The following is a 13,111-nucleotide window of genomic DNA, read 5'->3' on the forward strand; positions in this document are numbered from 1 at the left end:
AGGCAATTACTGATTTAGTAATTGCCTTTCGACAATATTTGAGAATAATACAACAAAAATGGGGGAATGAAAAAAATATTTCCTGGCTATAATAAGAGTATCAGCACGAATGAAAACGGATACGGTTCAAAAGGGAGCAAAGTAAATGCAAAAAGAAAAACAGTTTTTATGGGGCGGAGCTGTCTCTGCCGCACAAAGTGAAGGAAATTATCTCGCGGATGGACGCAAGCCTTCGAATTTTGACTATCTGCCATTAGACGATCGTCGCCTTAAGGCAGTATATAAGAATCAAGCGGCTTCAATCTTAGATTCAACAGGAGATGAAATCTATCCTGGACGAAATGGAAATGATTTTTATCATCATTATCAAACAGATATCGCTTTGCTAAAGGAATTAGGTGTGAATAGTTTCCGTTTTTCGATTTCTTGGTCGCGAATTTTTCCGACAGGAGAAGAGCAGGAACCGAATGAAGCGGGGCTTCAATTTTACGAAAAGCTTTTAACGGAGCTGGAAAAACATCAGATGGAGCCGATCGTGACCTTGTCACATTTTGAGATTCCAATCCATTTGGTGGAAAAATACAATGGTTGGGAAAGCCGTAAAGTGGTGGATTTGTTCCTGCATTATGCCGAAACAGTGATGAAACGTTTTAAAGGGCGGATCAATTATTGGATTCCATTCAATGAGATGAATATGGTGCTGCATATTCCGTTTATCGGCGGGGGAATCTTGTTTGAAGAAGGAAAAGACAATTTATCGATCCAATACCAAGCCGGACATCATCAATTACTGGCGAATGCTTCAACGATCAAAGCAGGCAAACAGATCGATCCGGAGAATCAATTCGGCGCGATGCTGGCTGCGGGGAAAACTTATGCCTATACCTGTGATCCGAAAGATGTTTTTGCGGCCTTGCAGCAGGAAAAAGAAAACCTGCTCTTCTCAGATGTTCAGGTCTTTGGTGATTATCCTAAATTCTTTGCTCATTATATGGTGGAGAAGGGTTTGAAATTAACGATTTATCCAGAAGATCGAAAGATTCTAAAGGACAATACAGTCGATTTTGTTTCTTTCAGCTATTATTCCAGTGCTTGTACCGCGGCAGAGGAGAATGGGATCGATCGTGTGGCTACAAATGGGTATACGACCTTACGCAATCCACATTTACCAAAAGGCAAGAGCGTGTGGCAGGATGATCCGTTGGGCTTGAGAATCACGTTGAACCAGCTGCAGGATCGTTACCATAAGCCGTTGTTCATTGTGGAAAATGGAATCGGGACGCAGGATGAGTTCGTTGATGGGAAGGTCCATGATGACTATCGTATCCATTATTTGCAAGAGCACGTTAAAAATATGATGTTGGCGATGGAAGAGGATGGCATTGAGCTGATGGGCTACTTAATGTGGGGGATCATTGATTTGCCGAGTGTTAGTGAAGGAAGAATCAGTAAGCGTTACGGCGTGATCTATGTGGATCAAGATGATGAAAATAATGGTTCGCATCAACGCTTTAAAAAAGACAGTTTCGCATTTTATCAAAAAGTCATTTCGTCAAATGGTGCCGTTGTATTTGAATAGGGAGGAGTAAAAAAATGAGAAAGTATCAACAGTTAGCAAAAGAAATCATTCAAGGACTTGGGGGAGCAGAAAACGTAAACTCCGCAGTTCACTGCGCGACTCGCTTACGTTTTGATCTGAAAAATCCGGAAGCAGTTAATATCGACAGCTTAAAAGAAATCGACGGGGTAGTGGGTGTGAATCCGACACCGACACAGTTGCAGGTGATTATCGGAAGTCACGTCGGTGAAGTTTTTGAAGAAGTTATTCAGCAGGGTGTAACCAATGGCGATGCAGAAACAGGCAAACAGCCAGCTACATCAACGGCTTCAGCTAAGAAAGAAACGAGTATCTTGAACAAAGTAGTCGACACGATCACAGGCTGTATGACACCGATGATCCCAGCCTTGACTGCTGCCGGGATGATCAAAGTGATTTTATCCTTGTCAACGACCTTCAATTGGATGTCTAATGAATCCAGTACTTATCGTGTGTTAGATTTCATTGGTGATGGAGCTTTCTATTTTATGCCGATTTTATTGGCTGTCTTTGCAGCGAATAAATTCAAAGTCAATACATCGATCGCTATTATTGTTGTAGGTGTTTTCCTGCATCCTAATTTCAGTCAGTGGGTCGCTTCTGGAGATCCGATCTCTTTTCTAGGGATGCCGATCCAAGGCGTGATCTATGCGGCTTCTGTTATTCCGGCGTTATTGACGATCTGGGCAATGTCTTATATTGAACGAGGCGTCGATAAGATCACACCGCAATCATTAAAAATTCTATTGAATCCGACATTGACCTTATTGATCACCGCACCATTAGCATTGATCGTGATTGGACCGTTGGGCAACTATGCTGGGCAAGGACTAGCTTGGGTAATTAACTTGATGGAGGGACAATTAGGCTTTATCATGGTGGCTTTATTAGCAGCGGCGATGCCATTTATCGTTATGACTGGTATGCACCATGCCTTGACACCGATCTTCGTTGCTTCTTTTGCGGCAACTGGAACAGAATCGTTGATCTTAGTAGCTCAGGTTTGTGCGAACTTAGCCCAAGGCGGCGCAACATTGGCAGTAGCCTTCAAATCAAAACAAAAAAATGTGAAATCCATCGCAGCGGCAGCAGGTGTTTCTGCCATCATGGGAATTACTGAACCTGCTTTATACGGGATCACAATGAAATACAAAAAACCGTTAGTGGCAGCATGTATCAGTGCCGGAATTTCTGGCTGCTTTGCAGGATTAATGCATGTAACTTTATATGTACCGCAAAACAGCTTGATGGCCATCCTAGGTTTCTCAGGAGACAAAGGAACAAGCAATATTATCGCTGGTATAGCGATGATGGTTATGTCTGTCGTCTTATCTTTTGTATTGACGCTTGTTTTACAGAAGGATGAAAAAATCGAAGCTGCACCAACCGAAAAATCTGCTAAAGGTTTAGCAGTCAATTCATAAAATAATCAGAGTAGGATAGAAGCTTCGACTTCTATTCTACTTTTTTAAAGGACAGTTCTTAAGAACTTGATATCTCATGGGAAGAACAAAAGAGTTTTCGGTTTTCTGAAAATTCTATCATTATATAGAAACAAGGTGTATGTATGAAAATCTATTTAAACGATTATCAAACTGAAACGTTAGAAAAAGCCGAGAGTCTTTTCTTTAATGGGAATGGCCTAATCGGCTTACGAGGCAATTTAGAAGAAGGCTATTACGATCACTTTTCGACCAATCGTGAGACCTATATCAACGGTTTTTACGAAACCAAAGACATCCATTATCCTGAAAAAATGTACGGCTTTACGCCAACCGGCGAGACGATGATCAGCGTAATTGATGGACAAACTACCTTGATTACGATCGGCGGCGAGCAATTTTCGATCACAGAAGGGTCGATCAGCAAGAGCCAACGTTATTTAGATATGGAAAAAGGGATGACGGTTCGAAGTTTACTTTGGACTTCGCCGCAAGGACGTCAGACTAAAATCACGATCTCGCGATTGGCTTCTTTTCAATATAAGAATCTTTTTTCCATGAAGATCGATTTTGAACGCGTGAATCATGAGGAAGAGATCGAATTAACGACTCATTTGAACTTTTATCCAGTCCGGACGATCGATAAAAACGATCCGCGAATGAGTCACGATCTGCAAAAAATTTCTATTAAAGACATTGATTTAGCAAAAAACCGCTGTAAATTTGGTACCGAGTATTCGCAGCTAGAAGCAGAGCTGGCTTGGTCGATTGACAATCAAACATTGAGTCAGACGATTGAAGCAGAGCGAATCGTGATTCGCACCAAACTGGAAGGGAACAGCTATCAAAAAAATCTTAGTTATGCCTTTCAACAACCAGAACATGCAGGGATTGACAGCAATTTTGCCGAGTTAGTTCAGCAGCAAGAACAATTCTTAGCTGAATTTTGGCAAAGTGCTAAAGTCAAAATCAAAAGCACTGAGATGCTGGAGGAAAGTGTCAATTATAGTACCTTTGCACTGCTGCAATCGCTAGGCAGCAATGGCACTACTAGTATCGCGGCCAAAGGATTGAGCGGCAGCGGCTATGAAGGACATTATTTCTGGGATGCGGAGATGTTTGTGTTCCCGGTCTTTTTACACTTGAATCCGACGTTAGCGAAGCAGCTGCTGACTTATCGTTATCACATTTTAGACAAAGCACGGGAGAATCGTCAGCTTTTTGGGTATCAAACCGGCGCACTATTCCCGTGGCGGACGATCTCAGGAACAGAGTCCTCGCCATTTTTCGAGGGCGGGTCGGCGCAGCATCATATTAACGCCGATATCGCCTATGCCTTTATTCAATACTATCGCTACACGGATGATCTGGCATTTATGGCAGATTGCGGTTTTGAAGTTTTGCTTGAGACAGCACGCGTCTTCAGTGAAATTGGTTATCTGAAAAATGACCAATTCCATATCGACAAAATCACTGGTCCCGATGAATATACCGTATTAGTGAATGATAATTATTACACCAATCAATTAGTTGCCTATCAATTTGAATGGATCAATCGTTTGGCACAGATCTTGAAGGAACAATCTCCTGAGATTTGGGCTAAGCTGACCGAAAGATTACAATTGCAAGAAGAGGAATTACAAGAATTTGCACTCTTTGCAGACAAAATGGCGCTGCCGTTTGATAAAGAGAAAGGAATCATTGCGCAGGATCGCGATTTCTTGAATAAAGGACCTTGGCCGTATTCGCAGGAGGAAACGAACTATCCATTGCTGCTGAATTATCACCCGTTGACGATTTATCGTTACCAGATTTCTAAGCAAGCCGACGCGGTATTGGCGTTGATGCTGTTTCCAGCAGCCTTTGATCAGGTGACGATCGCCAAAAGTATTGCTTACTATGATGAAGTGACGACGCATGATTCTTCATTGTCGTACTCGACTTTTTCAACGGTTTATAGCCGTTTAGGTCAAGTGGAAAAGGGCTATGAATACTTCTTGAAAAACGCTCGTACCGATCTGGACAACAGTCATAAGAATACAAAGGACGGTATTCATACGGCTTCGATGGGCGGCACGTTCATGACGATCGTTTATGGTTTTTGCAACTTGCAGGTGATTCATGACGAATTAGTGATCGATCCGCATCTGCCGGCAGAAATCGAAGAAATCGATTTTTACACCTATTATAAAAATAAGAAATATCGGATTTATGCCAATCATCATGAGCATTGGATCGAACAAGAGACAGAAGGGGAGTAGTCATGCAGGGATTTGTTTTTGATTTAGATGGCGTGCTCGCCGATACTGCGAAGTACCATTACATTGCTTGGAAGCAATTGGCCGCTGAGATCGGCATTACGATTGATGAAGTGTTCAATGAACAATTAAAGGGTATTAGTCGACAAGAATCATTGGAACGAATTTTGGCTCACGGTGGAAAATGCAGTACCTTTTCAACAGACGAGCTAGCCAAGATGGCGGAAAAAAAGAATCAACATTATGTCGAATTATTAGAAGAGCTGACGTCAGAAGATGCTTTGCCGGGAGTGAGAGAATTATTAGCAGCAGCCCGCGAACACAATATACCCTGTACAGTCGCTTCGGCATCGAAAAATGCTCCGCTGATTCTAGAAAAATTAGTACTGGCGGATTATTTTGTGGGAATTGTTGATCCTGAGTCGTTAGCTAAGGGCAAACCTGATCCGGAAATCTTTATCAAAGCCGCACAACTGATGTCACTTGATCCAAAAGAAGTGATTGGCTTTGAAGATGCGCAGGCTGGTATCGACGGGATTAAAGGCTGTGGAATGTATGCAATCGGGATCGGAGAGGCAGAGCAATTAAAAGATGCGGATCGAGTGATTACTGATTTAACAGAAATAGCTATTGAAGAGTTGCTTCGAATATAAGAAAACGGAGACTGCCAAACGAATCGGCAGTCTCCGTTTTTGATCCACTGAAGGAGACGATTTATTTACTTGCTTTTCTTGTCTGTCTCATCAAAAGTAATGAGAAAACCAAAAGGATACCTCCAACTACGATCAACAATGGTGAGGTTTGTTCTCCTGTAATAGGATAATTCTTTTTGTTTACTCTTGAGTTGATTTCTTGGAATGTTCCCTTGTTTCCATTTGTTGGCGGGTCATCATTCGATCCTAATGGACCTGGGATCATTTTACTAGAGTCAGTGGTACTAGAATCGGCGGTGCTAGAGTCAGTGGTACTAGAATCGGCGGTGCTAGAGTCGGTAGTGCTAGAGTCGGTAGTGCTAGAGTCAGTGGTACTAGAATCGGTGGTGCTAGAGTCGGTAGAGCTAGAGTCAGTGGTGCTAGAGTCGGTAGAACTAGAGTCAGTGGTGCTAGAGTCAGTAGAGCTAGAATCGGTGGTACTAGAATCAGTGGTACTAGAATCGGTAGTGCTAGAGTCAGTCGTACTCGGTGTAGTTGAATCTTCTGTCAAAATAAATTTATTTCCGGTAGCATTTTTACCCTCATCTTTAAGTTCGTCAAAGGGTGATCTCCAGGTTGTTTTGGAAAATGCCAAAGTATAGTTTCCAGAATGACGTGCAATATCGGTTAATCTTCCAACGTTGACCTCTAGTTCTTCTTTTAATTTGGGCGTATCATCTTGAACGATCCAGCCGGTATAACCATCTTTCCGAACCTGAATGCTCAGGGCATTTTTCGTATTTGAAATGGTAAAATTTTCTCCTTCCAAATTAGAAAAACTAAATCCTCCATTTGCGTCAGTTTTTGTACTGGCGACAATAATGTCTCCAGAGTCAGTATGTTCAACTAAATCTACCCAAACATCTTCAAAAGCAGTTGATTCGGACCATGCAGGTGAATCTTCGGATGATGAAAGTTCTTGATAGTTTACTTGGCCATCAATTGTTGGCTGAATCACAAAAATATTTTGATAATTCGCAGTGGGAGCATTGTTTGGTCTTTGTGTATCCAACCAGCTTGTTAAACCGACTTGTCCAGTAAGCTGTTCAGTAGTCATTTGGCTAAGATCCAACCTAATTGAACAATTTGTCATTGCATCAAAATCAGATTTAAGTCTTTCACATGTATCAATTTTTATCATTTCGATTCGATAACCCATAAAGGTTCCTGGAAATTCATAGTAATCATCAGGATGAGCATGCTGCATCAAAAGCTCTGTTTTATCATCAAAGGTGATACCGTCATCGGTCGTATAGAAATGGAAATCAACGCCTTTTTCTCTGAAATCCTCTATTGACGAAATAGTTTGAGGGCTGTCGGGAACATTCGTATCCCGGAATAACAAGATCAGTTTAAAGGAATCTCCTTCGACACTTTGCACAACTGGTTCCTCAGTTGGAGTAAGCATTGTCCATGTAGCAAACAAATCCTCGCGATAAAAATCTCTTACTCGGTTCAAGGAATCCCGCTCCAATCGACTAGACAACGAGTTTGGAAAATAAAGAACATGTCCGAATTCATTCGTAGCTTCAGGCCCAAAAATAACTGCACTCTGAGTACTCGTAAGTGCTTCAGCCGTAGATTTCCCCAAGAGAGCCGTAAAACCAACAAGAAATACAATAGTTAGTACCTTTCTAAATCTTTTCAAAATAATCACTCCCTTATAAAAACAATTCATTTTTAAACGAATACGGTCTGTTTCAAATTTAATATAACTCGAAAATAATCGATTGGACCATCATAAATCGGTAAGGGATAAATCAATATTTGCTAACGTTTAATAAGTGATAATATTTTTTGGAGTTAAATTATATATTGGAATTATAATTACTTTAAAAATATTTTCTGGCAAATATTCGTTCGGCAAAACAGAAGTACTTTTACGTAACCAAAGACGAAATGGCCGCCCTTGGTTTATCAGACAAGCAATTAGGTTTAAGAATGGTTGTTGATAACGATAAAATAGTCTTAACACCTAAAAAAAATCATCCTGAAACAATTGATGAGCTTTTTGCTGACTATGATGGAACAGCTCTGAATGCCAACGATCGATACGAATGGGATGAGCCAGTAGGAAGGGAGCTGCTCTAGTTGGAGAAGGATAAAACATATTTTGAACTACAACAGGGCGATATCCTATTTTTAGATTTTGATCCAACATTAGGACATGAGCAGAGAGGTTACAGACCCTGTATTGTTCTAACAAAATCTATCAAATATTTAAATTATATGTTCGGGGTTGCTCCAATTACCAGTAATTCAAAGGAGTTTCCCTTACACATGTCTTTACCTAAGGAACTGAATCTCCGTGGAAAAGTACTTCTTGAACACCATCGGATGCTAGATTTAGAAACACACAAATTCAAATTCGTTGAGTCAGCTCCTCCAGACTTTACTGAAGAGTGTATCGCAAAGCTAAAAGTACTCTATTAAGTGTTTCGAGAGAGTTCTAGTAAAAAATATTAAGGTAAGGAAGGGGAAAATATGAGAAAATGATTATAAACAGATTGACAATCCTTATTGATTTATGATAACCTTTCCATAAGTTCTTGATGTTATTACTTCGGGTAAGCATGTGAGAAGCAAATAGAAAATTGTTGGATGTTATCACTTTATGTGAGCAGGACCTATTTACCGCACAGTTGTCGTGTACGTAAATGGGCTTTTTTTGTGGCTAGCGAGGGAAATATTTTATGATCATAAAACGAGTGTTAAATAATAATACCGTCATTTCTTCCAACAGCAAAGGTGTCGATGTGTTGTTGATGGGGAAGGGCATTGCTTTTGGTAAAAAGAAGGGTCAAGCGGTCGACATGGAGCAGATCGAAAAAACCTTTTTACTGAGGGATAAAGAGACTCAAAGTAAATTTACTGAATTATTGATCAATGTGCCGATGGAGCATATTTTGGTCTCTGAAAAGATTATCAATTTTGGCAAAATCAAATTAGGTAAGAATTTGAATGAGATTATCTATGTTAACTTGACTGACCACATTCATTCAGCCATCGATCGATATCAAGAAGGATTGATTTTGAAAAATCCGCTTCGTTGGGACATCGCACGTTTTTATCCCGATGAATATGCCGTTGGCGAGAAGGCTATTGAAGTTGTTCGGAACGATTTGGGAATATCCTTTGAGATTGATGAGGCAGCATTTATCGCAATCCATTTTGTAAATGCGGAGATGGATAAATCTTGGGATCTTGCTTATGAGATCGCAGAGATTACCAAAAGGATCGAGACGATCATCAAAGATCATTACCGGACAGAATTTGATGAGAATTCGTTGGATTATTATCGTTTCATTACCCATGTGAAGTTTTTTGCCCAGCGATTATTGGCAGGAGACCACTATGATGATGAAGACGAGGAATTATTAAATACATTGAAGCATAAATATGAAGGTGAATACGCCAGTGCATTAGAAATCAAAAAGTACGTGCAACAGGACTTTGAGTATGAATTAAGTTCAACCGAATTACTTTACTTAACTGCACACATTCGACGAATCACTAAAAATTTGTAACTAGGGTTGTTATCCCATCGGAGCATGACCTAGAGCTTGTCATCAAGGCAGCTTTAGGTCTTTTTTTGCGAATTCAAGGTGGTAGCAGATCAGTGATCATATTTAGAAAAGAGGAAAATAAATGAATTATCAACAAACAGCAAAAGAAATCTATAATGCCGTTGGTGGCAGTGAGAACATTCAAACAGTGACTCATTGTGTTACTCGGTTACGCTTAACATTAAAAAACCAAGGACAAGTAGACGATGAGAAAGTCAAAACCATTCCAGGTGTTATGGGCGTAATGAAAAAGGCCGGTCAATATCAGGTGATAATGGGGAATGATGTAGCGAATTATTATCGTGCATTTAGCAAGCTGGGGGATTTTGGCTCAGCACCTGTTGCTTCAACGGAAAAGAAAAATATATTTGAACATTTAGTAGAAACGATTTCCGGCTGCATGTCTCCGTTGATTCCAGCTTTGTTAGGCGGGGGAATGATCAAAGTTTTATTGATTATTTTGCCCTTATTAGGAATATTAAATGAAACATCTTCTACGTATGCAGTTCTTACTTTTTTTGGTGATGCGCCGTTTTACTTTATGCCTGTGATGCTAGCGTTTACCGCTGCACAAAAATTTGGCGTAACTCCGATGTTAGCTGTTGCGGTAGGTGGAATAATGCTGCATCCGAGTTTTGCTACGATGGTCACAGCAGGTGATCCGATAAACATTTTTGGGTTACCAATCACATTGGCGAGTTATGGTTCATCGGTTATTCCGATTTTGATCATGGTTTGGCTGATGAAATACATTGAGGCGTTTTTCAATCGCATTATTCCAGCTGTGATGAAGAATCTTTTGCAGCCTTTACTGGTTTTATTGTTATCAGGTGTAATCGCACTTGTTGTCGTTGGTCCATTAGGCACATTTGCAGGACAAGGCTTATCGGCAGCAGTGATTTGGATTCAAGCAAAGGCTGGTTGGTTAGCCCTAGGTTTAATGGCAGCTTTCATGCCGTTAATTGTTATGACAGGAATGCATTGGGCGTTTGCCCCAATCTTTTTAATTGCCTCTCCAGCCTCACCAGATGTTTTAATTTTACCAGCTATGCTTGCGGCGAATGTCGCTCAAGGTGCGGCAGCATTGGCTGTTTCAATGAAGGGTAAGGATAAAGATTTGAAACAGGTAGCCTTAGGAGCGGGAATTTCAGCTTTATTAGCAGGGGTGACTGAACCAGCTTTGTATGGTGTGACATTAAAATACAAAAAACCATTATACGCGGCGATGATTGCAGGTGGCTTATGCGGAATCTTTATGGGAATTACTGGAGTGGAATCGTACGCCTTTGCGGTGCCATCACTTGTGGCACTTCCGCAGTTTATTAATGGGAGCGTCGATGGAAACTTTATCAATGCGTGTATCGTAGCTGTTGCTTCAATCATTATCACCTTTGTGTTGACATGGTTCTTTGGTATTGATGAAGAAGTTACGACAGAAACTGCTGTTTTAGAAGTTGTCGAAAGCGGTAGCGGTGATCCAAAAAAAGTTTTAGCACCTGTGAAGGGCAGAGTCATTCCTTTAGAGAAGGTCAATGACTCAGCATTCTCCAGTAAAGTGATGGGACAAGGAATTGCAATCATCCCTGAAGAAGATACGATCGTTGCGCCTTTTGATGGAACAGTATCTGCTCTTTTCCCAACGAAGCATGCGATTGGCTTGACTAGTGAGGCGAATATGGAACTGCTGATTCATGTCGGAATTGATACGGTGGAATTGAATGGCAAGTATTTTGAAAGTCTTGTTGCAGTTGGCGATAGGGTTAAGGCAGGGCAGCCACTGTTAACCGTTGATTTTGCGGCTGTGAAAGCTGCTGGTTATGACACGGTGATTCCGATCGTGGTGACAAATAGCGATAGCTTTATTGATGTCGTACCAAAGGATGAAATGAAAACAGCAGATTATGAAGAAGCAATTCTGTACGTGATTTAAGTTGGATCAACGACTGGGGGAAGAATAAAATATGAGTAGATTTCCAAATGATTTTTTATGGGGCGGAGCAGTTGCCGCAAATCAATGTGAAGGGGCTTATTTAGAAGGTGGAAAAGGTTTAACTGTGCAGGATGTTACGCGAAAAGGCTGGCATGAAGCACCTACTGAAGCACCGATGGAAGACAATTTAAAATTAATCGGCATTGATTTTTATCACCGTTATAAAGAAGATATTCGCCTCTTTGCAGAGATGGGATTCAAAGTATTCCGCTTGTCGATCGCCTGGGCACGAATTTTTCCGCAAGGGGATGAACAAGAGCCTAATGAAGCTGGGTTGGCTTTTTATGATGCGGTTTTCGATGAATGTTTGAAATATGGAATCGAACCTTTAGTTACGCTGTCTCACTATGAAACCCCGTTACATTTAACACGGACATATGACGGTTGGCGCAACCGGAAAATGATCGATTTCTTTGAACATTATGTTCGAACAGTTTTTAATCGTTACAAAGATAAAGTCAAATACTGGTTAACATTTAATGAAATCAACTCAATTACGCATGTACCATTTCTTAGCGGTGGAATCAATACTCCAAAAGAAAAACTAACGCAACAGGATATTTTTCAAGCAATCCATCATGAGTTAGTTGCTAGTAGCCGAGCAGTCCAAGCATGTCATGAGATCATCCCTAAAGCGCAGATTGGCTGTATGATTTTAGGAGTACCGGTCTATCCGCTAACACCCAAGCCCGAAGACGTTTTAAAGACTTTGGCTACCGAGAGAGAAAACTTTTTCTTCTCAGACGTGCAGGTGCGCGGGTACTATCCAAGCTACTCTAAACGTATATTTAAGGAAAATAATATTCAGCTAGATATCCAGCAACAGGATTTGGAAGATTTGAAGCATACTGTTGATTTTGTTTCCTTTAGCTATTACATGAGCATTTGTGAATCGGATGATCCAACCAAGGTAGCTGGTGAAGGGAACATTATTGGTGGGATACCAAATCCATATTTAAAGGCGAGCGAGTGGGGGTGGCAGATTGATCCAAAAGGTCTACGCTACTACTTAAACATCTTATATGATCGCTACCAAAAACCTGTTTTCATTGTTGAAAATGGTCTAGGAGCGGTGGATGATCTAGTGACATTGGAAAATGGCAAAAAAACTGTTTTTGATGATTATCGAATCGACTATATGAACGATCACTTGGTTCAGGTCAAAGAAGCGATTGAAGACGGTGTTCCTGTAATGGGCTACACTTCTTGGGGCTGCATCGATTTAATCAGTTTCACCACAGCAGAAATAAAAAAACGCTATGGTATGATTTACGTGGATCGAAACAGCGATGGTACAGGCACACTGAAACGCTACAAAAAGAAAAGCTTTGACTGGTTCAAAGAAGTAATCGCCTCAAATGGGGATTCATTAATTAATAATTGAAGAAAAGGAATTCATCCTCTTGAGACATGAGAGGTGGATTCTTTTTTCCACTATAAAGATTCGGGTGTCAAAAGTCTTATGATAAGCGCTTTTATAGATAGAACAATGGTATAATTTAACTATCATAAAACTGCGAAAGAAGGCATTCCAATGGGGTTTAAGCGAAATGATGCCCAACAAAT

The 13,111-nt window shown here is 40.7% G+C and carries 10 protein-coding genes; 9 read left to right on the forward strand and 1 reads right to left on the reverse strand.

Going from position 1 to position 13,111, the window contains the following annotated elements:
* Positions 1-145: 145 nt before the first annotated feature.
* The 4 genes from A5875_RS22555 (at position 146) to pgmB (ending at position 5,950) form a co-directional block, all read left to right on the forward strand.
* Positions 146-1,579 carry a family 1 glycosylhydrolase gene (locus A5875_RS22555; RefSeq protein ID WP_088935793.1) on the forward strand — a complete coding sequence of 478 codons (1,434 nt, stop codon included), beginning with the start codon at positions 146-148 and terminating at the stop codon, positions 1,577-1,579.
* Between the two features lie 14 nt (positions 1,580-1,593).
* Entirely contained in the window at positions 1,594-3,021 is a 1,428-nt protein-coding gene (locus A5875_RS22560; RefSeq protein ID WP_088935794.1) for a PTS transporter subunit EIIC, read from the forward strand.
* Between the two features lie 143 nt (positions 3,022-3,164).
* Complete coding sequence (locus A5875_RS22565) at positions 3,165-5,300, forward strand: glycoside hydrolase family 65 protein (protein ID WP_088935795.1); 2,136 nt, start codon at positions 3,165-3,167, stop codon at positions 5,298-5,300.
* 2 nt (positions 5,301-5,302) lie between these two features.
* A complete protein-coding gene (pgmB, locus tag A5875_RS22570) occupies positions 5,303-5,950 on the forward strand; it encodes a beta-phosphoglucomutase (RefSeq protein WP_088935796.1) in 648 nt (215 codons plus the stop codon).
* A 61-nt stretch (positions 5,951-6,011) separates the two neighbouring features.
* Here the strand turns inward: pgmB and A5875_RS22575 are convergent, their stop codons facing one another.
* Positions 6,012-7,637, reverse strand: a complete 1,626-nt coding sequence (locus A5875_RS22575; RefSeq protein WP_088935797.1) for an LPXTG cell wall anchor domain-containing protein — start codon at positions 7,635-7,637, stop codon at positions 6,012-6,014.
* 251 nt (positions 7,638-7,888) lie between these two features.
* Here A5875_RS22575 and A5875_RS22580 point away from each other — a divergent pair, with 251 nt between their 5' ends.
* The 5 genes from A5875_RS22580 (at position 7,889) to A5875_RS22600 (ending at position 12,929) form a co-directional block, all read left to right on the forward strand.
* Positions 7,889-8,080, forward strand: coding sequence for an AbrB/MazE/SpoVT family DNA-binding domain-containing protein (locus A5875_RS22580; protein ID WP_242551328.1), 192 nt, complete (start codon positions 7,889-7,891; stop codon positions 8,078-8,080).
* Entirely contained in the window at positions 8,081-8,422 is a 342-nt protein-coding gene (locus A5875_RS22585) for a type II toxin-antitoxin system PemK/MazF family toxin (protein ID WP_088935799.1), read from the forward strand.
* A gap of 260 nt (positions 8,423-8,682) precedes the next feature.
* Positions 8,683-9,516 carry a BglG family transcription antiterminator LicT gene (gene licT, locus A5875_RS22590; RefSeq protein WP_088935800.1) on the forward strand — a complete coding sequence of 278 codons (834 nt, stop codon included), beginning with the start codon at positions 8,683-8,685 and terminating at the stop codon, positions 9,514-9,516.
* A gap of 121 nt (positions 9,517-9,637) precedes the next feature.
* A complete protein-coding gene (locus tag A5875_RS22595) occupies positions 9,638-11,485 on the forward strand; it encodes a beta-glucoside-specific PTS transporter subunit IIABC (RefSeq protein ID WP_088935801.1) in 1,848 nt (615 codons plus the stop codon).
* A gap of 31 nt (positions 11,486-11,516) precedes the next feature.
* A complete protein-coding gene (locus tag A5875_RS22600) occupies positions 11,517-12,929 on the forward strand; it encodes a glycoside hydrolase family 1 protein (RefSeq protein WP_088935802.1) in 1,413 nt (470 codons plus the stop codon).
* Positions 12,930-13,111: the final 182 nt, after the last annotated feature.

Origin of the sequence: Enterococcus sp. 3H8_DIV0648 (assembly GCF_002140655.1) — a bacterium.
GTDB lineage: Bacteria > Bacillota > Bacilli > Lactobacillales > Enterococcaceae > Enterococcus_A > Enterococcus_A hulanensis.

Bases quoted from the DNA above. Each gene is read 5' to 3' on its own strand.
- A5875_RS22555 (WP_088935793.1), top strand. From the start codon at position 146: ATGCAAAAAGAAAAACAGTTTTTATGGGGCGGAGCTGTCTCTGCCGCA.
- A5875_RS22560 (WP_088935794.1), top strand. From the start codon at position 1,594: ATGAGAAAGTATCAACAGTTAGCAAAAGAAATCATTCAAGGACTTGGG.
- A5875_RS22565 (WP_088935795.1), top strand. From the start codon at position 3,165: ATGAAAATCTATTTAAACGATTATCAAACTGAAACGTTAGAAAAAGCC.
- pgmB (WP_088935796.1), top strand. From the start codon at position 5,303: ATGCAGGGATTTGTTTTTGATTTAGATGGCGTGCTCGCCGATACTGCG.
- A5875_RS22580 (WP_242551328.1), top strand. From the start codon at position 7,889: ATGGCCGCCCTTGGTTTATCAGACAAGCAATTAGGTTTAAGAATGGTT.
- licT (WP_088935800.1), top strand. From the start codon at position 8,683: ATGATCATAAAACGAGTGTTAAATAATAATACCGTCATTTCTTCCAAC.
- A5875_RS22595 (WP_088935801.1), top strand. From the start codon at position 9,638: ATGAATTATCAACAAACAGCAAAAGAAATCTATAATGCCGTTGGTGGC.
- A5875_RS22600 (WP_088935802.1), top strand. From the start codon at position 11,517: ATGAGTAGATTTCCAAATGATTTTTTATGGGGCGGAGCAGTTGCCGCA.